This is a genomic window from Kribbella catacumbae DSM 19601 (assembly GCF_000372465.1).
In the GTDB taxonomy this organism is placed as follows: Bacteria; Actinomycetota; Actinomycetes; order Propionibacteriales; family Kribbellaceae; genus Kribbella; species Kribbella catacumbae.
In genome coordinates this window covers 37,065-60,300 of the sequence record NZ_AQUZ01000055.1, presented here as the reverse complement: position 1 = coordinate 60,300, position 23,236 = coordinate 37,065, and the positions used below count along the sequence as shown (strand labels likewise).

The 23,236-nt window shown below is 67.6% G+C and carries 25 protein-coding genes; 5 read left to right on the top strand and 20 right to left on the bottom strand.

What is annotated here, in order from left to right:
• The coding region (locus A3ES_RS0137050) for a hypothetical protein (RefSeq protein WP_026163556.1) at positions 1–253 on the top strand (253 nt) is incomplete at its 5' end.
• Positions 254–430: 177 nt separating this feature from the next.
• On the opposite strand, the gene A3ES_RS0137045 is transcribed toward A3ES_RS0137050, so the two are convergent.
• The 10 genes from A3ES_RS0137045 to A3ES_RS0137005 all read right to left on the bottom strand — a co-directional run bounded on the left by A3ES_RS0137045 (position 431) and on the right by A3ES_RS0137005 (position 6,075).
• Complete coding sequence (locus A3ES_RS0137045; protein WP_020391896.1) at positions 431–1,033, bottom strand: dihydrofolate reductase family protein; 603 nt, start codon at positions 1,031–1,033, stop codon at positions 431–433.
• Positions 1,030–1,512 (bottom strand): SRPBCC family protein, encoded by a 483-nt coding sequence (locus A3ES_RS0137040; RefSeq protein WP_020391895.1) that lies wholly within the window; start codon positions 1,510–1,512, stop codon positions 1,030–1,032. The genes A3ES_RS0137045 and A3ES_RS0137040 overlap by 4 nt, the downstream gene beginning before the upstream one ends.
• Positions 1,513–1,517: 5 nt before the next feature.
• Positions 1,518–1,847, bottom strand: coding sequence for an ArsR/SmtB family transcription factor (locus A3ES_RS0137035; RefSeq protein ID WP_020391894.1), 330 nt, complete (start codon positions 1,845–1,847; stop codon positions 1,518–1,520).
• Between the two features lie 78 nt (positions 1,848–1,925).
• Complete coding sequence (locus A3ES_RS56460) at positions 1,926–2,852, bottom strand: multicopper oxidase family protein (protein ID WP_237745163.1); 927 nt, start codon at positions 2,850–2,852, stop codon at positions 1,926–1,928.
• Positions 2,842–3,441: a multicopper oxidase domain-containing protein gene (locus A3ES_RS56455; protein ID WP_237745162.1), complete on the bottom strand. Its 600-nt coding sequence runs from the start codon at positions 3,439–3,441 to the stop codon at positions 2,842–2,844. The genes A3ES_RS56460 and A3ES_RS56455 overlap by 11 nt, the downstream gene beginning before the upstream one ends.
• Entirely contained in the window at positions 3,438–3,878 is a 441-nt protein-coding gene (locus tag A3ES_RS0137025; protein WP_020391893.1) for a hypothetical protein, read from the bottom strand. Before A3ES_RS0137025 ends, A3ES_RS56455 begins: the two co-directional genes overlap by 4 nt.
• Complete coding sequence (locus tag A3ES_RS49755; RefSeq protein WP_020391892.1) at positions 3,875–4,267, bottom strand: hypothetical protein; 393 nt, start codon at positions 4,265–4,267, stop codon at positions 3,875–3,877. Before A3ES_RS49755 ends, A3ES_RS0137025 begins: the two co-directional genes overlap by 4 nt.
• 67 nt (positions 4,268–4,334) lie before the next feature.
• A complete protein-coding gene (locus A3ES_RS0137015; RefSeq protein WP_020391891.1) occupies positions 4,335–4,679 on the bottom strand; it encodes a hypothetical protein in 345 nt (114 codons plus the stop codon).
• Between the two features lie 50 nt (positions 4,680–4,729).
• Positions 4,730–4,954 carry a hypothetical protein gene (locus A3ES_RS0137010; RefSeq protein ID WP_020391890.1) on the bottom strand — a complete coding sequence of 75 codons (225 nt, stop codon included), beginning with the start codon at positions 4,952–4,954 and terminating at the stop codon, positions 4,730–4,732.
• Positions 4,955–5,034: 80 nt separating this feature from the next.
• Positions 5,035–6,075: a LacI family DNA-binding transcriptional regulator gene (locus A3ES_RS0137005; RefSeq protein WP_020391889.1), complete on the bottom strand. Its 1,041-nt coding sequence runs from the start codon at positions 6,073–6,075 to the stop codon at positions 5,035–5,037.
• Positions 6,076–6,209: 134 nt separating this feature from the next.
• Between A3ES_RS0137005 and A3ES_RS0137000 the strand changes: the two genes are divergently transcribed.
• Genes A3ES_RS0137000 through A3ES_RS0136990 form a run of 3 tightly spaced genes read left to right on the top strand, consistent with a single transcriptional unit; the run spans position 6,210 to position 8,039 of the window.
• Complete coding sequence (locus A3ES_RS0137000) at positions 6,210–6,914, top strand: copper homeostasis protein CutC (protein WP_020391888.1); 705 nt, start codon at positions 6,210–6,212, stop codon at positions 6,912–6,914.
• Positions 6,911–7,168 carry a DUF4031 domain-containing protein gene (locus A3ES_RS0136995; RefSeq protein ID WP_020391887.1) on the top strand — a complete coding sequence of 86 codons (258 nt, stop codon included), beginning with the start codon at positions 6,911–6,913 and terminating at the stop codon, positions 7,166–7,168. The genes A3ES_RS0137000 and A3ES_RS0136995 overlap by 4 nt, the downstream gene beginning before the upstream one ends.
• 1 nt (position 7,169) lies before the next feature.
• Entirely contained in the window at positions 7,170–8,039 is an 870-nt protein-coding gene (locus tag A3ES_RS0136990; protein ID WP_020391886.1) for a serine hydrolase domain-containing protein, read from the top strand.
• A 37-nt stretch (positions 8,040–8,076) separates the two neighbouring features.
• Here the strand turns inward: A3ES_RS0136990 and tuf are convergent, their stop codons facing one another.
• The 4 genes from tuf to A3ES_RS0136970 all read right to left on the bottom strand — a co-directional run bounded on the left by tuf (position 8,077) and on the right by A3ES_RS0136970 (position 13,548).
• Positions 8,077–9,264: an elongation factor Tu gene (gene tuf / locus A3ES_RS0136985; RefSeq protein ID WP_020391885.1), complete on the bottom strand. Its 1,188-nt coding sequence runs from the start codon at positions 9,262–9,264 to the stop codon at positions 8,077–8,079.
• 292 nt (positions 9,265–9,556) lie between these two features.
• Entirely contained in the window at positions 9,557–10,219 is a 663-nt protein-coding gene (locus A3ES_RS0136980; RefSeq protein WP_020391884.1) for a DNA alkylation repair protein, read from the bottom strand.
• 9 nt (positions 10,220–10,228) lie between these two features.
• Complete coding sequence (gene bla / locus A3ES_RS0136975) at positions 10,229–11,140, bottom strand: class A beta-lactamase (RefSeq protein WP_040456404.1); 912 nt, start codon at positions 11,138–11,140, stop codon at positions 10,229–10,231.
• A 26-nt stretch (positions 11,141–11,166) separates the two neighbouring features.
• On the bottom strand, positions 11,167–13,548 hold the full coding sequence (locus A3ES_RS0136970) for a PQQ-binding-like beta-propeller repeat protein (protein WP_020391882.1): 2,382 nt from the start codon (positions 13,546–13,548) through the stop codon (positions 11,167–11,169).
• Positions 13,549–13,650: 102 nt separating this feature from the next.
• On the opposite strand from A3ES_RS0136970, the gene A3ES_RS0136965 reads away from it, so the two are divergent.
• Positions 13,651–14,535, top strand: a complete 885-nt coding sequence (locus A3ES_RS0136965; protein ID WP_026163553.1) for a Gfo/Idh/MocA family protein — start codon at positions 13,651–13,653, stop codon at positions 14,533–14,535.
• On the opposite strand, the gene A3ES_RS0136960 is transcribed toward A3ES_RS0136965, so the two are convergent.
• The 6 genes from A3ES_RS0136960 to A3ES_RS0136935 form a co-directional block, all read right to left on the bottom strand.
• Entirely contained in the window at positions 14,519–16,828 is a 2,310-nt protein-coding gene (locus A3ES_RS0136960; protein ID WP_020391880.1) for an outer membrane protein assembly factor BamB family protein, read from the bottom strand. The genes A3ES_RS0136965 and A3ES_RS0136960 overlap by 17 nt on opposite strands.
• A 26-nt stretch (positions 16,829–16,854) precedes the next feature.
• Positions 16,855–18,861 carry a HelD family protein gene (locus A3ES_RS0136955; protein ID WP_020391879.1) on the bottom strand — a complete coding sequence of 669 codons (2,007 nt, stop codon included), beginning with the start codon at positions 18,859–18,861 and terminating at the stop codon, positions 16,855–16,857.
• 47 nt (positions 18,862–18,908) lie between these two features.
• Positions 18,909–19,619 (bottom strand): phosphatase PAP2 family protein, encoded by a 711-nt coding sequence (locus A3ES_RS0136950; RefSeq protein WP_020391878.1) that lies wholly within the window; start codon positions 19,617–19,619, stop codon positions 18,909–18,911.
• Positions 19,620–19,783: 164 nt separating this feature from the next.
• Positions 19,784–20,671: a carbohydrate ABC transporter permease gene (locus A3ES_RS0136945; protein ID WP_020391877.1), complete on the bottom strand. Its 888-nt coding sequence runs from the start codon at positions 20,669–20,671 to the stop codon at positions 19,784–19,786.
• Entirely contained in the window at positions 20,668–21,612 is a 945-nt protein-coding gene (locus tag A3ES_RS0136940) for an ABC transporter permease (RefSeq protein WP_020391876.1), read from the bottom strand. The genes A3ES_RS0136945 and A3ES_RS0136940 overlap by 4 nt, the downstream gene beginning before the upstream one ends.
• The gene (locus A3ES_RS0136935) at positions 21,613–23,235 is read right to left on the bottom strand and encodes a type 2 periplasmic-binding domain-containing protein (RefSeq protein WP_020391875.1); all 1,623 of its coding nucleotides are present in this window, start codon (positions 23,233–23,235) and stop codon (positions 21,613–21,615) included. It lies immediately after the preceding gene.
• Between the last annotated feature and the right edge of the window lies 1 nt (position 23,236).

The following is a 23,236-nucleotide window of genomic DNA, read 5'->3' as shown; positions in this document are numbered from 1 at the left end:
CGGGGCACTGGAGGAGTTCTTCCACCAGCTCGACGAGACCATCGGCGACCGCGCCGCCAAGCTCACCAACAAGGTCCGCACCGACGCCCTGCTGAAGCTCATCGCCGCCCGCCGCAACGGCTGGACCAACCAGACCCGCTGGGCCGAACTGATCCGCGAACACCTCACCCGACACCACGGCCACGCCCCCCAGCAGCGCCAGCACACCGACCCCAAAGGCGCACCCAGCCTCCGCTCACCATATCCACCCTAAGCGACATAGGGCATATGTTCGATTACTCTCCGTGCCAAATCGGCGCCTCGCCGTGCGCGCGTCGGCGGCCTCTACTGGATTCGGTAGTGCAAGTGGGTGACTCGATCGCCCCGACGGCATCGGCGGTGTCCGCGATGTATCCGTCCAGGGAGACGGCTGCGGAAGCGATGACCCGGCTCACTTCACGACCTTGTAGGTGAGGTGCTGGGCTGCCGGTGTTGAGATGGTGTCGACGAGTTCGAGGTCGACGCGGGCCGAGGCATTCGCTGGGAACAGCCGGGTGCCGGCACCCAGCACGACGGGTGCCACGTGCAGGCGGACGATGTCGGCCAGGCCTGCGGCCAGGAAGCCGTAGCAGGTCTCGCCACCGCCCATCACCACGATTTCCTTGCCATTGGCAACCTCCTGCGCCTGCCGTACGGCGCTCTCCAGCCCGTCGGTGACAAAGCGGAAGCGGTCCCCGAGCCGGGTCTTGGCGGGCGGCTCGTGAGTGACCACGAAGATCGGCGGGCGCTCGTCACCCTCGGCCTTCGCGCCGTACCCCATCGAGTCGTCCCAGCCCGTAGGGCCGTCGATGAAGTCGAACAGGGTGCGGCCCTGGATCACCGCGCCGGTCGCGGAGTAGCTCGCGTCCAGGATCGCGCGATCGGCCGCGTCGCCTTCGATCGCCCACGTGTGCAGTACTTCGCCGCCGCGGCCGAGACCATGCTCCAGGTCCACGTCGGGGCCGGTGACGTAGCCGTCCAGCGACATCGAGATGTCCACCACCACGGTGCTCATGAGTTGTCCGCCGCGAGTAGTTCGGCGAGGCGGTCCATCGCGTCGTTGATGCCGTACTCCATGCCGCTCTCGACCATGGCGTCGCGGGCCTCCACCGACGGGAACACGGAGTGCTGGTGCAGGCGGACTCCGGCCTCGGTCTTCTCGTAGGTGGCGTTCTCCAGGCAGACCTGGCCGGGCGCCCCTTCCCACTCGAAGGTCTGGATCACCAGCGTGTCCGGCTCGACGGTGTGGAAGACGCCACGGAACGCGTACTCCGTACCGTCCTCGCCCTTGTGGATGTAGCGGTACCGGCCGCCGGGGCGTACGTCGTACTCGTCGATCGTGATCTCCATGTCGCGCGGGCCGAGCCACTGGGCGACGAGTTCGGGGTCGGTCTGGACCCGGAACAGCTGGGCCGGGGTGGCGTCGAAGTCGCGCGTCACCGAGACGAACGGCGTACCGGCGGGGGCGGTGATGATGGTCGGGTTGGTGCTCATCGGTCTTACTCCTTCACGGTTTCGAGAACGGCGTCGATCCGGCGGAACCGGCGCTCGGAGGCCAGCCGGTACTCGTCGATCCAGCTGGTCAGGTCTTCCAGGGCGGACGGGTTGAGATGGCAGGGCCGGCGCTGGCCGTCGCGGCTGCGGGTGATCAGGCCGGCGGCCTCGAGCACCTGGAGGTGCCGCGAGATCGCCTGCTTGGTGATCTCGAACGGCTCGGCCAGCTCGTTCACCGTCGCCTCACCCCGGGACAGCCGCGCGATCAGCGCCCGGCGTACCGGGTCGCCTAGGGCGGTGAATGCCCGATCCAAGGCTTCCTCGTCAACCGACATCTTTATCAACCATTCCGTTGATCAACTGATGCGTTGACTATAAGCAGACGGCTGAGCCGTGGTCAAGGCCTGGAAGCGTCAGCTGGTTTCGAAGGCGGCCATCATGGCCATGTCCTCGTGTTCCAGGTTGTGGCAGTGGATGAGGTACTTGCCCTTGTGGGCGGTGAACTTCACCAGTACTTCGACCACCTCGGCCGGCCGGATGTCGACCGTGTCCTTCCAGCCGGCGTCGTACGGGCCGGGCTTGGTGCCGCCTCTTCGCAGTACCTGGAAGGGGGCGAGGTGGACGTGCACCGGGTGGTGCACGTCGGTCACGAAGGACCAGACCTCGTACTGGTCGAGCTTGACCGAGGCCTGCATGTTCTTGGGGTCGAAGGCCTTGCCGTTGATCGTCCAGCCCTTGTGGTGACCGGCATCGCCTCTGCGGAATCGCCACTGCCGGTGGACCAGACCTGACGGTTCAGGGACAGCGGCGTACGCCGAAAGCTTGGCAGGCACATTGCTGTCATCCGTGGCCTTGCGGGCGACCTTGAAACGCATCACCTGTCCAGTGCGCCCGGTGTCGAGCTTGTTTAGCAGTGTGACCTCAGTACCGGGCTGGTACTGCGAGAAGTCCACAACTACATCGAATCGCTCGGCCGGGGCGACGACGAGCGTCTCGTGCTCGACAGGCGCGCCGAGCAGCCCGCCGTCGCTGCCGATCTGGATGAACTTCGCCGGACCCGGATCCAGGGCGAGCTCGAAGCGCCGGGCGTTCGCCGCGTTCAGGATGCGGAACCGGTAGCGCGCCGCGTCCACCTCGAGCACCGGCCAGGGAGCCCCGTTCACCAGGATGACGTCGCCGATCACGCCTTCCATGTACTTCTCTTCGACGCCGGGCCCGTCCTTCGCAGCCGGGTAGAGGAAGGAGCCGTCGGCCGCGAAGGCTCGATCCGCAAGCAGCAGCGGGATCTCGCGATCGCCTCCTGGCAACGGAAGCGCGTCCTCCTCGGCGTCACGGATCACATGGAGTCCGAAGAGTCCGCGGTAGACCTGTGGAGCGGTGGTCGTGGTACCAGAGTGTGGCGGCCCGCTGGGCATTCGGATATGTGTAGGTCCTGCTGCCCGTCTTCACGTCGCCACCGGTCATGCCGCTGTGCCCGGCGTGCTCATGGTGCCCGCCCTTGGGCATCAGCAAGTCCAGCGGCCAACCGTCGCTTGCTGCTGGCGTGTGGCCGCCATGGAGGTGCACAACGGTCGGTACGTCGAGCTGGTTGACCTGCTCGATCACAGTCGTCCGGCCACTCCGTACGTCGAACGTCGGGCCGGGCAGCAGGCCGTCGTACCCGAGCACCTCTGTCTTCAGCCCCGGCAAGATCTCCAGCGAGGCCTTCTGCTGCACGACTCGGTAGTAGTCGATCCCTGCTTGGGTGCGGAGCGGCTTCTTCACCGGTGGAATCGGCAGAGGGACTTTGAAGGCTTCGGGGATTGGCGCCTGGCTGGTCAGGAGTTCGGCGGTCTGGCCGGGGGAGGCGTCGAGACCGCAGTTGGCGAGGGTCAGTGCCAGGCCGGTGCCTCCGGCCGCCCCGAGGAATCCACGGCGGGACATCTTCATTTCTTGACCTCCTGGCGGCGGCCCCGGCGGGCGCCGGGGCGGAAGGACCAGACCGTCAGCCAGACGGCGGTGATCACGATCGCGGTGCCGAGCGGCACGTGGACGGCGAAGTTCTGCTGGTAGCCGAAGACCACCTGGGTGAGCTCGGCAACGATCAGCCCGACTGTGATCAGCGCGGGCCACGCCCGGCCGCCGCCCGGCCAGAAGTACAGGATCGCGGCGAAGAGCTGGATCATCGCGATCAGGAACAGCGACGATCCGATCGGCCCGTGGGCAGCCATCGCGTCGGCCTCGCCGGACAGGAAGTACCCGGCCAGAATCGGCTGCGCCACGACCAGCCCGGCATGGATGATCAGGGGGATCCGCAACAAGGCCAAGGTCACCCTCGGTCGGCGGTAGGTGAACTGCTTGGCCGCAGCTGGCGGCGCCACGGTCATGCCGGCACCTCGATCGGTGTCGTACGCCGAACCGCTGCCGCCGGGCGGAAGGTCCAGACGGCCAAGGCACAGGCGATAGCGACGATCGCTATGCCGACCGGGATATGCAGGGCGAGCTGACGGCTGTAGCCCATCCCGATCTGGAAACTCTCCGCGGCGAGCAGCAGCAGTGTCACCAGGGCAGCAGAGCCGCGGCCGCCGGAGCGCCAGTAGATCGTGGCCACTAGCATCTGGCCGAGCGAGACGAAGGCGGTGCCGAGGCCGAGCGGCTCGTGCATCCGCATCGCGGCACTCGACCCGTTCAGATAGGCGCCCGCGAGGACGGGTTGCAGGCAGACGGTGACGGCATGCACCGCCGCGACCACCCTAAGGACCACCAGGGACTTCATGGCGGTCACATTAGTAGCTTGTCTACATGTAGCGCGATAGGTTATCGCCCTGGGGAAAACCTCAGGGTCAGGTCAGGTGGCCGAGAGCGGAGACCGAGATACCGGCTCGTTCGCAGACCCAGTGCGGGTCGGGGCCGAGCTCGGGCTCGATCCGGAGCTCGTGGTCGTGGAGGTCGTCGCAGGCGGTGCAGCGCGGCCAGCGGACGCCGGAGTCGGACAGCCGGTCCTGCACATCCTGAGCGACCAGGCCGGCGATGTGCTCCGCGCCGTCGGGCCACTGGTCCAGCCACCACTGCCGTCCGGCGACGGCGTCCTCCAGTAGGGACACCATGACGGCGTCGTCGAATCCCCGTGCGGTCAGGTCGTGGAGCACCTGCGCACGGGCCGTCAGCAACACGCCTGGTTCGTTCATCGCCCTTCAGAGTGCCAGACAGAACCGACAAAACCCCAGGCGTGTGTGGATCAGCCGGCCAGCGGCTCGCACCGGCGGACCGGGTCGAGCTTGTCGGCGAGCTTGAGCTCACGCTCGGCAGTGCTCCGCAGTACTGCGGACAGCCGGGCGCGGACGGCGAATCCGCGACGCGGAGCCGGCTCGAAGTACTCCTCCTGGGGAGCGTTCGGCAGAGCGGATTGGGCGAGGGACCTCGCGTTCTCCACTGCGGTGTTGCCGGCGATGAAATAGGTCATGGTCGTGCTCCCTTCCGGAGGGCGTGGTGATCAGAACCCACGGCCGGAACGGCCGTCGGCAGTACAGGGTTGTTACGGATTCAGTTGCGGGGTGCCGGACCAGTGCTGGCGCGGACGACCAGCTCGGTCGGCATCATGACTTGTCGCTCGGTGGTGGCCGGGTCGAGCAGTACCCGGCCGACGGCGCGGCCCTTGTCCTTGATCGGCTGGCTGACCGTGGTCAGCCCGGCTGTCCCGGCCGCGGGGATGTCGTCGAAGCCGGCCACGCTCAGATCCCGGCCGGGGACCAGTCCGCGGGTCTTCATCGCCTCCATCGCGCCCAGCGCCAGGACGTCGCTCAGCCCGACGATCGCGGTCGGCCGGTCCTGGGAGTCGAGCACCCACTCGGCCGCGATCAGCCCCGAGCTGAACGCGTTGTGCCCGCCCGAGACGAGCCTGATCCGGGCATCCGGCATCTCCTTTTGCAGGCCACGGATCCGCAGCTCGCAGTCGGTGTAGCCGACCTCGTCCAGGGAGAGCTCGACCGGCCGGCTGCCGGCCGCCTCGGCGTTGTCGACGAGGACGACAAGTTCGCGATGGCCGAGTCTGGCCAGGTGCTTGCCCAGTTTGGCCGCCGCCTCGGTTTCGTCGATCGCCACCCAGGACAGGTCGGGGTGGTCGCCGCGGTCGGTCGAGACCATCGGGATGCCACGGTTCTTCAGGGTCTCCAGGGCCGGGTGACCACCGGCGACGCAGAAGATCGCGGCCGCGTCGATCGCGGCCTGCTGGACCGCGTTGGTCCCGCCCTGGATGTCGGTCGAGCTGAGCGGCATCAGCAGCAGGCTGGTGGTGAACTCCTCGGCGACCTCGGCCAGGCCGGCCAGGAAGCCGACCGCGTACGGATCGGAGAAGGCGTAGGCGAGCTTGTCGGTGAACAGCACGCCGACCGCACCGGCCTTGCCGCTGCGCAGGGCGCGGGCGGAAGCGTCAGGCCCGGCGTACCCGAGCTCCTGGGCCTTGGCCAGGATCCGCTCGCGGACCGCGGCGGACAGCTGGTCGGGCTTGTTGTAGGCGTTCGAGACGGTCGACGGCGACACCCCGGCGGCCTGCGCGACGGTTTTGATGGTGACCCTCGGCGACATCGTCCGAACCTCTCTCTGAGCAGTCTTCTGTATCGTTCTTCTAAATCGTTCTAGAAAAACGATACAGAAGGCGGCCGGAGAGTGCAACCGATAATTTCCGGCGGCGGTGTGGGCCGATGCAGGATGATGGCGGCATGGGTTCGTTGCTGGAGGTCATCGCTTTGCATCCGGCGGATGCCGAAGCGGCTCAGGAGGGCGGCGCGGACCGGCTGGAGCTGTGCGCCTCGATGGAGGCCGACGGCCTGTGCCCGTCGGTGTCGACCGTCAGCGCCATCCGCCGGGTCACCGATCTGCCGTTGCGGGTGATGTTGCGGTTGTCGGACTCGTTCGGCACCAACGGCGCCGAGCTGAACCGGCTGACGGCGATGGCGCAGTCCTATCTCTCGGCCGGGGCCGACGGTTTCGTGTTCGGGTTCCTGACGCCGGACAACGAGGTCGACGCAGACTCGATCGCCGCGCTCGCGAGCACGTTCGCCGACACCCCGTGGACGTTCCACCGGGCGGTCGACCACGTGCTGGAGCAGCGGAAGGCCTGGCGCGCGCTGCGGAGTCTGCCCGGCCTCGACTGCGTACTGACCGCGGGCTCGTCGCTCGGCGTCGAGCACGGGCTGGACGACCTGCTCGAGCTCGCCAAGGAGGACCCGCAGATCGCGAAGGTGATGATGGCCGGCGGCTCGCTCCGCCCGGAACACGTGCCATGGCTGTACGGCGCCGGCGTCCGGCGGTTCCATGTTGGGTCGTCGGTGCGGCAGGACGGCTCGTGGACGAAGGCGTATGTGAACGCACGCTTCGTCCGCGCCTGGCGCAACCTGCTGGACGCGCAGGACGAGAAGGCATGATCTATATCGACCCACCGGCCTGGTCGGCTCACAATCGCCTGTGGTCCCACCTGGTCAGCGACGAGTCGTACGACGAACTGCACGAGTTCGCACGCAAGGCCGGCATCCCCGCCCGAGGTTTCGACCGCGATCACTACGACGTACCGTCCGACCTGTACGACGATCTGGTGGCGGCGGGTGCCGTCCCGGTGTCCAGCCGGGTGATCGTGGAGCGGCTGATCGCGTCCGGGCTGCGGCATCGCAAGGGCAGCTGAGATGGAGCTGACGGGCTTCGCCGGTCTGGGCGCGGTGGTCGGGGTGTCGCATCGCGGCCAGCGTGAGACGGCGGTGACCGGGGTTACTGTCGGTACGCAGTACCGGATCGCGTCGCTGACCAAGACGTTGACGGCGGCGGCGACCGTCAAAGCCTTGCAGGACAAGGGGTTTGCGCTGGATATGCCGGTGGCTGAGCTCCTGCCTGAGCTTGACACGCTGCTGACCGTGGAGCAGGTGCTGTCGCAGTCTTCGGGACTCAAGCAGACGGTGAATGCCGCTGATGCCGCGGCGTTGGGTGAGACCGATGACGTGTTCCTGGCCGCGGCGAAGCTGGTCGTGCAGGGCGGGCAGGAATATCCGCCGGGGGAGCGGTGGGCTTACTACAACGGGAACTATTTCCTCGCCGGCGCGCTGCTTGCAAGGTTGACCGGAGGCACTTTCGAGGATGGTCTCCAGGCGCTGATCTCGGCAGCGGGTCTGAAGGCGACCGCCTTCACGTCCGGCGACTATCCGCGCGCTCGTCGGCCTAGTGGTGGGCTGTGGTCGACTGTGCCCGATCTGCTGTCCTTCTGTGAGTTTCTCCTGCGGGACAAGGCGTTGCTGGCTGAGGTCTCCACGCCGCGAGTGTCGACGCCGCTGAGCTACGGCCTCGGATGGGCGTTGGGTCCGGCAGGAATGATGTACATGAACGGTCGCCTCACGGACTACCGCGCGGCGATGTTGTTGTCACCGGCCGATGAGTGGGCCGCCGTCATGCTCGTCAACGACACCGACGCACTGCCAGCCATCTCGCAGTACCTGGATGAGCTGCAGCGCCCGCTCACCGGCGTACCGATGGCTGAGCTGATCGACGCTTTCGCCGCACAGTGAAAGGTGCCCAAGGCAACTAGCCTGGGGCACCTTCACTTCAATCGAGTAGCTCGGTGACCGTTCCCGCGGCAACGGTGTGACCGCCCTCGCGGACCGCGAAGCCGAGGCCGACCGTCATCGCGACCGGCTTCTCCAGCTCCACACCGAGTTCGATCGTGTCACCCGGCATCACCAGGGCGATCTCACCCAGGTCGATCCCGCCGGACACGTCCGTCGTACGGAAATAGAACTGCGGCCGGTAGTCCGCGGCGAACGGCGTGTGCCGGCCACCCTCGGCGGTCGACAGCGCATGCAGCTGCGCCCGGAACTGCCGGTGCGGCTTCACGCTGCCCGGCAGCGCCACCACCTGGCCACGACGGACCTCGTCGCGCTTGATGCCACGCAGCAGGACGGCCGCGTTGTCACCCGCCTCGGCGGACTCCAGCGACTTGCCGAACGTCTCCAGCCCGATCGCCGTACTGGTGACGGTCGGGCCGAGACCCACCACCTCCACGGCGTCGCCGAGCCGCAGCGAGCCCTGCTCGACCGCGCCGGTGACGACGGTGCCACGGCCGCTGATGGTGAGCACGTTCTCGATCGGCATCAGGAACGGCTCGCCCAGCTCACGGTCCGGGACCGGCACGTAGTCGTCGACGGCGTCGAGCAGGTCGCCGACGGCCTTCATCCACTCGGGGTCGCCCTCGAGCGCACGCAGACCAGAGACACGCACGACCGGTACCTCGTCGCCCGGGAAGCCGTACTCCGACAGGAGTTCGCGGACCTCGAGCTCGACCAGGTCGAGCAGTTCTGGGTCGTCGACGGCGTCCGCCTTGTTCAGCGCGACCACCAGGTACGGCACCCCGACGCGTTGCGCGAGCAGCACGTGCTCCCGTGTCTGCGGCATGGCACCGTCCTGGGCCGACACGACCAGGATCGCGGCGTCCACCTGGGCGGCGCCGGTGATCATGTTCTTGACGTAGTCGGCGTGCCCGGGCATGTCGACGTGCGCGTAGTGCCGGTTGGCGGTCTCGTACTCGACATGCGAGATGTTGATCGTGATCCCGCGCTGGACCTCCTCGGGCGCCCGGTCGATCCCGTCGAACGCGACGAACGAGTTGAGGTCCGGGTAGCGCTCGGCGAGCACCTTGGTGATCGCGGCGGTCAGCGTGGTCTTGCCATGGTCGACGTGCCCCATGGTGCCGATGTTGAGGTGCGGCTTGGTCCGCACGAACTGGCTCTTGGCCATGATTTATCCCTTGCTGGTCAGAAGATTCGAAGAGCCAGGACCCCAGGGCCCGCCGTCCGTACCAGCTGGTGCTCAGCGGTCGGAGGGGGCCGGTTGCGTGCCACCCTCCTCCGCGGGTCCTGCTTCAGCAGGAGGAGGGTCGGCTTCGCGCGCCGGTGTGCAGAGCTGAATCCTCTGACGTCCACGCGGCAGCGCCTGACAGGCAAGTGCCTGACAGGTACGCAGCTGAATCCACGCGGAACATGAGCATCACGGTAGAGATGAACGCTGCCAGGGGCAACGGAATTCCCGGCTACTTCAGCTTCTCCGTGGCGTACCGCAAGGTGGGTCGTTGCATGGCGCTCGCATGCTGGTCGAGGAAGCTTCTGAGCGCCGGTTCGTCCAGCACGCCGGCGTATTTGAGGGCAATACCGACTGGCTTCGACACCACTGGATCCGTGTCATCGAGGAGGAGTTCGGCGATCGCGAAGAGGTCGGCCAGGTCCGCGGAGGTGCCGAAGCGGGCGAAGTACAGGGGTGCGGTGATCGCCGTACGTCGGCGCAGTGGGTCGGTGGTTCGGGCGAGCTTGAAGAGTGGGTCCCGTTTGCGGGTCAGGAGGTAGCGCCCGACTACGTGCGGTGCCGCGCGATCGACCATGTCCCAGGTGTCGATGGCCTCGTGGCGGCGCAGATACAGCTCGTACGCCGCTTGCCGCTCGTCATCCGCCGTCTTCTTGGCCCGCGCCTTGAAGTCGAGCACGCAGAAGCCGGCCAGCCGCCCCTCGTACGACGACTCGTCCAGCAGCCGCTCGATTTCCGCGAACTCCATGGTGGTGAACGTCTTCGTAGTGTCGAAGGTGGCCCGCATCGGCACACCCAGCACTTCGCCCGAGCCGTGGTAATGCTTGTGCACCACCTCGCCCGGCTTAGCCTGCTCCCGCAGAGCCGCCATCATTGCGGCCGCCGTCAACTCCATCTCCAAAGACTAAGGCCAGCCGAGTGCCGTGAGGGTGGCCTTCGCGGCGGCGGCGATGAGCGCGTCTTCCCGCTTTGCGTCCTTCACGCCTTTGGTGGACATGACGGCCAGCATGATCGGTGCGTGGTTCGGGGGCCACAGGATGGCTACGTCGTTGCGGCCGCCATAGCCCGCGCTGCCGGTCTTGTCGCCGATCTTCCAGGTCTTGGGAGCGCCGGCGCGGATCAGCTTGTCGCCGGTGGTGTTGGTCTGCAGCCAGCCGATCAGCAGCGCGCGCTTGGCCGGCGGGAGCGCTTCTCCCAGGGTCAGCTTCTGCAGGGTGGTGGAGAGGGCGCGTGGGGTGGTGGTGTCGCGGAGATCGCCGGGCTTGCCTTCGCTCAACTCTGGCTCGTCGCGGTCCGACCGCGTCACCGTGTCGCCCAGCTTCCGGAGCCCCGCCTGGAAGCCGCTCGGCCCGCCAAGCTCGGTCAGGATCAGGTTGGCCGCCGCGTTGTCGCTGTAGCGGATCGTGGCGTCGCACAGTTGCCGGAGCGTCATGCCGGTACGGACGTGCTTCTCGGTGATCGGGGAGTTGGCGACCAGGTCGGATGCGGAGTACCGGATCAGCTTGTCGAGGTCCTTGTCCTGAGCCAGCAGTACGCCGCACGCGTGCGCCTTGAAGGTGGAGGCGAAGGCGAAGCGCTCGTCGGCGCGATAGGTGATCGTGCGGTTGGTGCCGGTGTCCAGCGCAAACACCCCGAGCCTCGCGGAGTACTGCTTCTCCAGTACTGCGAACGCCGGCGCCGGCGCAGGCGTTGGAGTGGGTGTGGTGCTGGGGGTGGTGGAGGTGGGCGCCGGGGCTGCCACAGGGTCGGGGTCTGAGGAGCAGGCAGAGCTGGTCAGCAGTAGCGCGGTCAGGGCGGCAAGGAGGGCTCGTCGCATGCCCTCGACCCTAGCTAATGCCCCGCTCAGTTCAGGGCGAAGAGGCGGGTGCCGTCGCTGAAGACGGGGCGGCCGCTGGCCACCGTGACGGCTGGCTTGTTGCAGGTGACCTTCTTGGTATCGGCCACCGAAGCTGCTGTCGCGCCTGGCACAAGAGGCCGAGCCTGTACGCCGGTAGTGCCGACCATCACCGGAGCACAGCTGCCGTCGGGCTGGGGCATCAGTGTGACCACCCGGCCATCGGGCAGCAGCCCGAAGCCGTCACGCGGGAACTCGGGCTTCTGGAGCTTCGGCGGCACGGGCAGCAGGTGGTGCCACTGCGGTGTGCCGTCCGCCGGGCTAAGCGCGGACACGTCGTACGTCTGGTCCTCACCGACCTCGGTGCTCGTCCGGCAAGTCACCAGCACGATGGAGGCGTGTGTTGCGGCCAGCTGCGCGTCACAGGACGAACGCCCAAGCCGCGGCCTCGGCGTACCGGGCACTGGGCTGGTCCAAAGGATGCGGCCTTCGTTGACGTCTACTGACCACTGATGCAGTGTCCCGCCGGCCGCACCGGTCCAGATGAGCCCGGAGACCTCGCGGGTATCCGGTACGGCGACAAGCTCCCCGATCCACGTGCTCGGGTCCAGCTCGGCGCTCAGGTCGAACCGGACGCCGAGGTTGACCTCCCAGCGCTGGTCGCCGTCCACAAGGTCCAGCCCACGCAGTACGGCGCCGTTGCCGCCGCACGCGTCCACGACGACCGCCTGGTCATTCAGCAGGACGCCCTGCGTCACTGTGCACTTCAGCCGCGCCCGCCAATGGGTCGGGCTGCTCACCCCATGCGCGACGACGTCCCGGCCCTCTGCCACCAGCAGCCGGTTCGCGTCGACAGCCAGGGCCGTGCCGTCCGTGTGGACCTCGGTGAGCACCTTGCCGGACTCTGCATCCAGTACTGCGTACGTCGGCAAGTCGATCCCGCTAGGAGCGTGAGCACCGTCGTAGGGCAAGTGCGCGGCGAGGGTCCGGCCGTCACTGGAGACCAGCAGCCCTTCGGAGCCACTAGACGCGGCGTCGTCGACGTCTGCCCGGGTGTAGCGCCACCGGATCTGCCCAGTGGTCGCGTCGGACATCACTACTCCGTCCGACCGCAGTTCGGCCACGCCACCCACGGTCCCGGCGATAGCACCCGTCGCGGGCACCTCGCGGCTCCAGGCGACGCTGCCGTCGAGCTGCACCGGCCGTACGCCGGGCGGCATGGTGGCCTCGGTGCTCACGGTGTTCGCAGTCTCCAGGCGCGCCTGCACGAACGGCTCACCAGCCGACACCACGATCCAAGCGAGCAGCGAGGCGCACACCACGGTCACGCCAAGGCTCAGCGCTCGCGGTGGAGACAGCGCGTACGGCGGAGCCATCCGCAGCCGCCGTGCCAACCCGAGGAGCGCCCCGGCGAGCAGTAGAGCGATAGAGGCGAGCATGAGATACGGCCAGCGCTCACTCATGGCAGAGCCGGGTTGAGCCGCTGGCCAGCGCCACCAGCAGATCCCGATGGCGATCACACCGACGGCAGCGAACACCATCGCCGGAATCGTCACCAGCCGCGGTTGAGCCCTCCGGAACCAAGCACACGTCAGTCCGGCAGCAACCGCAGTACCGGCTATCGGTGCCCAGACGGGGAAGCCGTTGATCTCGTCCGGCGCGGCAGGCCAGCGTGGAGCTGCGCCGAGGCCGCGGCCGAGTAGTACGGAGGCTGCGACCACGACACCGAGTGCGGCGCCCAGGTAGATCATCGGGATCAGCCCGGCGATCGGACGGGCCGCCTTAGGGCCCCACAGCTTCAGCTCGCGACGGACGTTCTCCCGGGCCGTCTGCTCCCAGTGCTCGCGACCGTGGCTGGTCGCGTAGAGGGATGTCTCGGCGAGACCCTGCAGGAACGTCATCCGTCCGCGGGCGAAGTCGCGGTCCTCGATGTGCTGGTACTCCGCGCGGATGCCGACGGCGTACTCGTCGTACCGGGTCGCGGACAGACTCAGCACGCGCAGGTCGGCGTCGCACAGGACCGCGCCGTTCGCGTCGCCCGGCTCGCAGTCGTGTTTGGCGGTCAGCCGGATCAGCCGGCCGATCTCGGCCACTCTGGGCGCTTCGACGCCGTACGCCGACAGTTCGAGCTCGGCGAGCTGGGCCGAGACCTCCTCGTTTTCACCGGGTTCGGCCTGCGGGTCGTAGATCGCGTCGTGGAACCAGGCGGCGAGCCGGACCGCGTCGGCGTCGTCGGCGTACCGGGCGAGTTCGTCGATGGTCTCGAGCATCTCGGTCAGGTGCCGCTGGTCGTGATAGTCGCGATGTTGCTCTGCGTAACGAGCCAGCAGATCATCGCCCAACGGCTGCGCGTGCGGCAGCAGGCGATTCCACTGGTCGCGCAGGTCCATGGCGGTGAGTCTCGCACCCGCTGACGGCCCTCACCGACCGATCTGGGGTTCCCGGTTAGGGTCGTGGCCAAAGCGATATCGGCTCGTCACAAGGAGGACACCATGCGCTTTGGTTTGGTCGGAACCGGCCCGTGGGCCCAACTCACCCATGGCCCCGGTCTGAAGGCCGCCGAAGACGTCGAATTGGTGGGTGTCTGGGGCCGGGACCCAAGGAAAACAAGCGCTTTGGCTACAGACCTCCAGACAACTTCGTACAGTGACTACGCAGAGTTACTCGAAGACGTGGATGCGGTCGCTTTCGCGGTGCCGCCGAAGGTGCAGGCGTCGATGGCGCTCGAAGCCGCTGCCATCGGCAAGCACCTGCTGCTCGACAAGCCGGTCGCCGACTCGCTCGACGACGCCCGCGCGCTCGCCGAGGAGGTCACCAACGAGGGAATCGCCTCGGTCGTCTTCTTCACCGGCCGCTTCGAGCCGGCGACCCGTGCCTTCTTCGACCAGGTCCAGGCGACCGGCGGCTGGAAGGGCGGCTGGTCCCGGATGCTCGCGTCGCTCGACGCGCCCGGCAACCCGTTCAGCGAGTCACCCTGGCGGCGTGAGCAGCGCGGCGCCCTCTGGGACGTCGGCCCGCACGCACTGTCCAACCTGAGCGGCCTGCTCGGCCCGATCGCCGACCTCCGCGCAGTCGGCGGCGAAGGCGACCTCGTCCACCTGGTCCTCACCCACGAGTCCGGAGCGACGAGTACGGCGAGCCTGTCGCTGTCAGCACCGCCCGAAGGCAGCAACTTCGAGACCGGCATCTGGGGAGAGACCGGTACTGCGATCCTGCCGCCCAGTGACACCCCAGCCGTCGACTCCTTCGCACTGGCCGCAACCGAGCTTGTAGCCGCCGCCGAGTCCGGCGACTCCCACCCGGTCGACATCATCTTCGGCACCCGAGTAGTGGAGCTGCTGGCCTTGGCGGAGGAACAGCTCAGCGAAGGGCGATGACGCCCGCCGGCCCTGAGGTGAGGATCAGGTTGCCGATGGCGACCGGGTCCCGCGTGCAGGAGATGCCGGCGGGCAGGCGGACCTTGCGATAGCCGGTTCGGTCGATGACGTTCGCCCAGCAGTCGCTGGAGGGGCCGGTCAGGGAGACGACCCGGGCATCGGCGGTCACGGTGACTCTGGTCCGAGGGCTCACGGGTGCCACCGTCTGCCACGCGGTCTGACCGGTCACCGCGTCGATCGCCGTGACCACTGTCTTGGTGTTCTGCCGAGCGTCTGGTCCCGGACAGTCTACGACGAGCAGGAGTCGCCCGGCCGCCTTCAGCAGCGTCCGGCACGACCAGGTCGGCGGCACCGGCCACCGCCACTTCGTCTCGCCGGTCCGCGGCTCGATACCCACCAGCGCCGCCGGTACGTCGGAATCGCCGCCCGGCTCGGCCACGACGACCAGCCCGCCGACGACGACCGGCCGGCGGTACATGGTGTCCGGCGCCTTGCTCCAAAGCTTCTTCCCGCTCTCCAGATCCAGCCCTACGACCTCGTCCGGCTCGGACCCGCAGCTGTGCCCCAGGAAGGTGACCACCGTGTCCGAAGTCGCCACTGCTCCGATGTCGGTGCAGCGGCCCGGCTCGAAGGTCCACCGGTTGCCGCCGTCCGGATCGAACCCGGACAACTTGTCGGAGCCACCGGAGACCCGCTGGCCCATCAGTAGCGGATCGGCCTGCTGGATGTTCTGGTCCCGGGTGCCCCCGGGCCAGGCGGCCTTCCGCTTGCCGGTGTCCGCGTCCAGCAGCAGGTAGCCGATGTCGGCGAACTCAGCCAGCACGTACTCGCCGTTGCCGGTTGCGACGATGTCCGGCTTCTCATCCGAGTCGGACCTGCTGTAGCGCCACCGCAGCTCCCCAGTGGCTGCGTCGAGCATCTCCACGACCCCGCTCTGCCGCGGAACAGCGATCCCGTACTTCGTCCCGACTGCCTCCTCGGCACCCGCACTGGTCAACGCGCGGCTGACCCACGCGACGTTGCCGTCGATCACCGACTCCGGCCTGGCTTCAGCCGGCCGCCGTGAGCTTTCCGATCGCTCGTTGGAGCCCAGCACATAGCCCCGGGCCAGCGGCTGCACGACCAGTAGGAGAAGCAGAGCGATCACGCCCGGTACTGCGAGCCACGCCAGCTGCTGCCCGAGATTCCGGGAAGGCAGGAAGCGTGCGGCCTTAGTGCGCAGTAGGGACGCGACCAGGGCCGCAGTACCGGCTGCTAGGAGTAGTAGGAGTGCTGAGATGACCAGTGGCACCCGGAGGCCGATACCGACCGCAGGGTTGGTCACTGGGACTTTGGCCCAGGCAACCAGCAGCCCTGTGACCGCGACGGCGACCACTGCGCCCGCGATCAGCCTGGAGCGCTGGCTGGCACTGCGGGCCGAGCGGAAGAGCACCGGAGCGCTGAAGAGCGAGAAGACGGCCAGAGCAACGGGCGGCCATCCAGCCTCCGGCTCTACCACCGGGACCTGCCAGGGAGCCCCCGCGGCGGCAATAGAGGCGACTGCAGCCGCCACAGCCGAGAAGGTCGCAGTGGCCGCTAGTGCCGCCTGCTGCCACCCCCGCCACGGTGCAGGCAGCTCACTGTCGAGCCCGGCAAGCTCGGCCTCTAGGTTGGCGCGAGCCATCGCACCCATCCGCTGCCGAGCCAGCTGCGTCCGGTACAGGTGCCCGTCGAGCAGTTGCCGTACTTCGTCGTACCGGCGTCCGATGGCGGTAGCGCGGTCACCCGCGTCCCGGCGTACGTCGGAGGCATGGGCGGCATACCGGGAGGGAGCCGTCGCCAGGATGCCGTTGACTGCGTCAAGCAGTACGTCGCCGTTCGCGTCTCGCCGGGGTGGCGCATAGGAGTCGGTGGGTGGTGTGACCAGTTCGCCGGTCAGCCGGACCAGCCGAGCGACCTCGGCGACACGGATCGGATCCACCCCGTACTCCGGCAGCAGGCGCTCGGCCAGCCGGGCCGACGACTCCGCGTCCTCGGCCGGCCCTCCGCCCGGCTGGTGGACGGCGCGGTGAAACCAGGCCGCGAGCCGGACCGAGGTCGGATCGGTGCTGAGCTGGATGAGCGAATCGAGCGTGCTGAGGACCGCTTCGAGGTACTGGTCGCGGTACGCGCGACGGGTCCGCTCGACGTACCTGGCGACGAGGTCGTCCGCCAGCGGAGCGGAGCTGGGAAGCAGCTCGCTCCATCTCATCCGCAGGACCACCACCGCCACAGTCTGCCAGTCCCACCACAACGGTGACCGCTCGATCGGCACACCTCTGCCTTGCGGTTGGGGATCGGTCAGCCGATCAAGACCCTAGGAAGGTCCTCGCTGTGCAAGACGGCCAGCGAGGTGACAGCACGGGTCAGGCAGACGTACAGGCGGCGCAGGCCGGTCCGCTCGTCGGCCTCGCCCGCGACGATCCCAGCCGGCTCGACCAGGACCACATGGTCGAACTCCAGACCCTTCGCCAGCCCGGCCGGTACTACGTCCACGTGGGCGTCGACGTCATCCTCGTCGCCCAGTACCGCGAAGCTCAAACCCTTGTCTTGCAAGGCTTTCCGGGCCGCCGGGACGAGCGCGTCGGGCACGATCAGCCCGATCGACCCCGGCCGGTCCAACACCTGGCCGACCGTGTCCACCGCGGCAGCCAGGCTCTCGGGCACTCGCGTGATGGTCAGCTCACCGCGTGCCCGCCGTACCGCCGTCGGCGGGGTCAGGTGGGGAGCGATCTGCGGCAGGAGGCGGGCGGCGTACTCGATCACCTGACCCGGTACGCGGAAGCCGGCAGTCAGTTCCTCGGTGTGGGCGCCGCTCTTGCCCAGGTGCCCGAGTGCCTCGTCCCAAGAGGGTGTCGCCCACGGTGTCGTGCCCTGCGCGATGTCGCCGAGCACAGTCATCGAGCCGGTCGAGCACCTGCGCCCGACCGCCCGGAGCTGCATCGCCGACAGGTCCTGCGCCTCGTCGAGTACGACATGTCCCAGGCTGGGCGTCCGGTCGACCAGGTCGGCGATCTCGTCGATGAGGGTGGCATCGGCGACAGACCACTTCGCGGCTCCGGCCGATCTGGGCGCCTTCTCCCACAGCAGCATGGTCTGCTCGTGAGGAGTCAGGATCCCTGAGGCGTGCTCAGCGAGCAGGTCGGCGCCGGTGAACAGCTGGAACAGCAGCTTGGCCGGGTCGACCAGCGGCCACAGCGCCTCGGCGTACTGCTTGACCGGACGGCTCCGGGCCACCGAGTCCTGCACGCGGTCGTCGGGGGAGTCCCCGGCGGCTTCCATCCGCAGCAGGACTGCATGTGCGAGCCGCTGCGGCAGCATCGACCGCCCGGCGCCGTAGCGGACGCCCCGGGTCCGCAGCTCGTTGACCAACTCCTCAGCCTGGTATGCCGCTACGCGCCATCGGTGAGATCCCCTAGGAACCACCAAAGCTTCCTTAGGGAACTGGACCTGGGACCAGACCGCGCGATGCAGTACTTCGGCCATCCGCGCGTCGCCCTTGAGCACGTCCAGGGCGGCTGGACCGGGCCCGGCGATCTTCACCCGGGCGACCAGCTCCTCGACCGTGGTCTGCTTCGCCTCGATCTCGCCGAGCGCGGGGAGCACGTCGCCGATGTAGCGCAGGAAGCTCGCGTTCGGGCCGACTACCAGGACGCCGGCCCGGCTGAGCTGGTCGCGGTACGCGTAGAGCAGGTACGCCGCCCGGTGCAGCCCGACCGCGGTCTTCCCGGTTCCCGGTGCGCCCTGGACGCAGATGGTGTCCTCGACCCCGGCGCGGACGATCACGTCCTGCTCGGGCTGGATGGTGGCGACGATGTCGCGCATCGGGCCTGACCTGGGGCGCTCAATCTCAGCGTCCAGAATGTTGCTGTGCTGCTCGGGAGCGGCGGAGGTCAGGTCTTCATCCTCGAACGCGGTCATCTCGCCGTGCGTGAAACCGAACCGGCGGCGGGTTCCGACGCCCATCGGCTCGGTCTTGCTGGCCCGGTAGAACGGCACCGAGATCTCGGCCCGCCAGTCCACCACGAGCGGTTCGCCGGCGTCGTCGTTCACGTGCCGGCGGCCGATGTGGAAGGTCTCCCGAGCCGGCTGCAGGTAGTCCAGCCGGCCGAAGAACAGCGGCACGTCGGGGTCGTCCTCGAGTTCCTTCATCCGCCGCCAGATCGCGGCCTTGAGGAACTCGGTGTTGACCCGGTCGGCGCTGGCGATCTCCAGCGAGCCGGTCTTCTCCCGCATCCGGGCCAGCGCTGCGCGCGAAGTACTGAGGTAGGTCTTCTCGGCGTGGAGGATCGGGTCGTCAGGGGGCATGACAGGACCTCCGCAAAGCGGTCGTGGGTCAGGGAAGCCCCGCCACGTTACTTGAGCACCAACTCCCGGGCGACTGATTTATCCAGCTCGGGCCTGTCGCTGCGCAGTCCGGGCCGGAGCAGCAGTGGCAGGCAGACGGCCAGCAGGATCAGGGCGACGATGCCGTCCAGCCAGTAGTGGTTCGCCGTCACCACCACCACGCCGATCGTGATGATCGGGTGCAGCAGCCACAGCCAGCGCCACTTGGTCCGGGTGATCAGGATCATCGACAGCGCGATCAGCGCGGCCCAGCCGACGTGCAGGCTGGGCATCGCGGCGAACTGGTTCGCCACCCCGCTGGAGCTGTCCGGACCGTAGACCGACTGGCCGAACCGCAGCCCGGTGTCGACGAAGCCAGGCATCATCCGGGGCGGCGCGAGCGGAAACAGGATGTGCCCGATCGTGGCCAGGCCGGTCAGCGCCACGACCGTCCAGCGCACCTGCGGATAGGCCTTCGGGCGCCAGATGCTCAGCCAGATCAGCACCGCGCCGGTCAGCGGTGCGTGCACGGAGGCGTAGTACAGGTTCGCTGACTCGACCAGATGAGGGGTCTGGAGCGCTGCCTGCTGGATCGCTGACTCGTTGGGCAGGTGCAGCCAGTTCTGCCAGGAGAGCACCTCGCGGGCATGGTCGAAGGCGGAGCCGGTGTGCTTGGCAGCGAACTGACGGCCGGCGCTGTAGATCAGGAACATGGTCGCCAGCAGGACTGCTTCTCGCACCACCCTCCACAAAACTGGTGCAGGTCCCGATGGGGACCTCCCCCGTTCACCGACCAGTTCCACCCGCTCCAATGCTTGTGTCCCCATACCCCTCGACGGTACTGGCCGAAGCGTCGGGAAGGGCCCAGGCCGAACCCTGATGTTGCCCTGGGCAATCCCCTACCTCAGCCCTTGACCGCGCCGGTCAGCACGCCCTTGGCGAAATGCCGCTGGAGGAACGGGTAGACGAGCAGGATCGGCACGATCGAGACGACCAGGATGGCCATCTGGATCGAGGACTGGGGTGGCAGCTGCTCGGTGCCGAGTTCGGCGCTGCCGAGTTGGGTGTCGTTGATGACGTACGTTCGCAGTACCAGTTGCAACGGCCAGAGCTTGCTGTCGTTGAGGTAGAGCAGGGCGGAGAAGAACGCGTTCCAGTAGCCCACCGCGTAGAACAGCCCGATCACCGACAGCACCGCCTTGGACAGCGGCAGCACGATGTAGGCGAAGGTCTTCAGCTCGCCGGCGCCGTCGATCCGGGCGCTCTCGGTGATCTCACCCGGCAGGTTGGCGAAGAACGCGCGCAGCACGATCACGTTGAACGCGCTCACCATCGTCGGCACGATCAGCGCCCAGATGCTGTCCAGCAGGCCGGCGCCCTTCACCACCAGGTACGTCGGGATGATGCCGGGCGAGAACAACATGCTGAACAGCACTACCAGCAGGATCGGCCGTCCGGCGGTGAAGCCCGGCCGCGCCAGCGAGTAAGCCAGCAGACAGGACGCCGTGAGGCTGAGCAGTGTGCCGATCACGGTGACGAAGATGCTCACGAACAACGCCTGCGTGACCACACCACCCGCGAACAGGGACTGGTAGGCGCCGAGGTCGACCGATCGCGGCAGCAACACCAGGCCGCCGGAGTCGGTGACCTGCTTGTTCGGCGCGATGCTGGTCGAGATCACCGCGACGAACGGGATGATGACAGCAGCACAGAACACCAGCAACACAAGGCCTTTGAACCCTCGCATCGGCCACGAAGGCATCTGCACGCCATTGACGATTCGGCGGGTCATCGGCTGTACACCCCTTGCTCTCCGAAGATGTGCGCGACCTTGTTGGCCGCCAGGACCAGCACGACGCCGACGATGCCCTTCACCAGACCGACCGCCGCGGCCACGCCCCAGGCCCCGCCGATCACGCCGTTGTTGTAGACGTAGGTGTCCAGTACTTCGCTGACGTCGCGTCCTACTGCTGCTTGCTGCAGGATGATCTGCTCGAAGCCGACGGTCAGTGAGTCGCCCAGCCGCAGGATGAAGAGCAGGATGATGATTCCGCGCAGCCCGGGCATGGTGACGTGCCACAGCTGCCGCATCCGGCTCGCGCCGTCCACGCTCGCCGCCTCGTAGAGCTGCGAGTCGATCTGGGAAAGCGCCGCCAGGAACAGGATCGTCGCCCAGCCGGTGTCCTTCCAGATGATCTGCGACGTCAGCAGGACGTGGAACAGCTCGGAGTTCCCGATGATGTCGAGCGTGGCCAGGTCGTGCGATCTGAGGTAGTTGTTCAGCAGCCCGCTGCCGCCGAGCATCTGCTGGAACAGTGCGACCACGATCACCCAGGACATGAAGTGCGGCAGGTAAAGGATGCTCTGCGCGATCCGCTTGATCCGCTCGGAGAACAACGAGTTCAGCAGCAGTGCGAGCAGGATCGGCGCCGGGAACACGAACACCGACTGCAGGGTGGTCAGGATCAGCGTGTTCTTCAACGCCTGCAGGAAGGCCGGGTCGCCGGTGAAGATCACTGAGAAGTTCGCCCAGCCGGCCCAGTCGCTGCCATTGATGCCCAGGAACGGCTGGTAGTCCTTGAACGCGATCACGTTGCCGAGCAGTGGAACGTAGTGGAAGGCAACGATCAGCGCAGTACCGGGCAGCGCGAACAGCAGCAGCACTCGATCACGGAACAGTCGCTGACCGAGTGACAGCTGCTGCTGCGGCTTCGCCTTGGTGCCTTGCAGCATTTATTTTCCTGCCGCGTCGGTGAAGGCCTTCTCCAGCTCGGTCCGCATCGCGTCGCCGCCCGAGGACTTCCAGGTCTTGACCGCCGCGGTCCAGTCCGCGACCGGCTTCTTGCCCTGCACGATCTGGTTCTCCAGGTCGGTCATCGTCTTCGTGAGCTGGGTCTGCTTCTTCGACTGCGTGTCGGAGTACAGCCCGTACGACGCGTCGAAGGTGAGTCGTGGTGCGACCTTCTCCTGGATCGCGTGCTGCTTGCGCGGCACGTCCGGCTTGCCTGACCAGTACAGGGCCAACGCGGAGTCGCTGACGTACTGCAGGCCGATCCCGGTCTCCACCACGCCGGTCTTGGTCGGTACCGGGTCGGTGCCGACGAGCGAGTAGTGGCGGCCCTCGACGCCGTACTTGCGGAACAGGTACTCCTCGGTGCCGAACGGCGCGGCCATCCAGTTGGCGATCTTGAGCAACGTCTCGACCGAGTGCTTGCTGTCCTTGCTGAACGCGGTGACGTTGTTCAGCGCCGAACCCATCCAGGGCGCGCCCTGGCCGCCGGCGAAGCCGGGGACGTCGAGCGTGTTCACCGAGAACGCCTCGTCGGTCGTGTTGTCGGCGTAGTACTGGTTCCAGGCGACGAAGCTGTCGTAGTCGAAGGCGGCGATCCCGCCGTTGAACCACTGCTTGCGTGCGGTCGCCTTGTCGTTGAACGCGTCCGGGTTGATCACGCCGGCGGCGACCATCTTGCGGGCCGCTTCGAGCGCCTCGAGCTGCGCCTCGTGCTCGTACGTCGAGCTGAACTTGCCGCCGTCCTCCTTCCAGACGTTGGGCACCTCGAGCATCTGCCGGATGGTCGACAACGGCACCCGGGTCCAGGCCCACTTGTTCTGCTTGGGCGCGGTCATCTCCTTGGCCAAGTCGAAGAACTCCTGGAAGTTCTTCGGTGCCGGGTCCTTGATGCCCTTGGCTGCAAGCAGGTCTGCTCGATACAGCGGCAGTGACGTCCGCGACATCCCCCGCGGCACCGGTACGCCGTAGATGGCGCCGTTGAAGACACAGCCCTTCCAGTACTGCGTGGGGATGTTCGCCAGGAAGGGGTACTTCTTCACGGCGTCACCGGACAGTTGCTCGGTGAGATCCATGCACTTGGCCTTCACCAGGCCGGGAATCTGCACGGTGTCGACCGGGATGTTGATGACGTCGGGCAAGTCTCCGCCTGCGACGCGAGTGGCGAACTTGTCCTTGTACTCGTCGTTCGACGCCATGCTGATCTGCAGCTCGGAGCCGAGCCGCTCGTTCAGCGCCTGCCAGAACTGGTTCTTGTCCGCCGCCGGTGGGATCGCGCCGGGGATGTTGGTCATGAAGGTGATCGGCTGGCCGTCACCGGGTTTGTCGGTGATCGCCTTCAGCGGGTTCGCCGGGTACTTGAGGAACCCGTCCAGCACCAGGTCCGTGCCCGGCAGGTCGGGTTTCACGCCGGTGAAGCGCGTGTACGTCGGCAGTTTCACCGCGAGGTTGGCGGCCGCCTGATTCTTCTTGCCGGCCGCGCAGCCGCTGATCAAGGGCGTACCGGTGACCGCGACCGCCGCCGCGGCCAGGCCGCCACCGAGGAACGTTCGTCTGCTGAGCTGCATG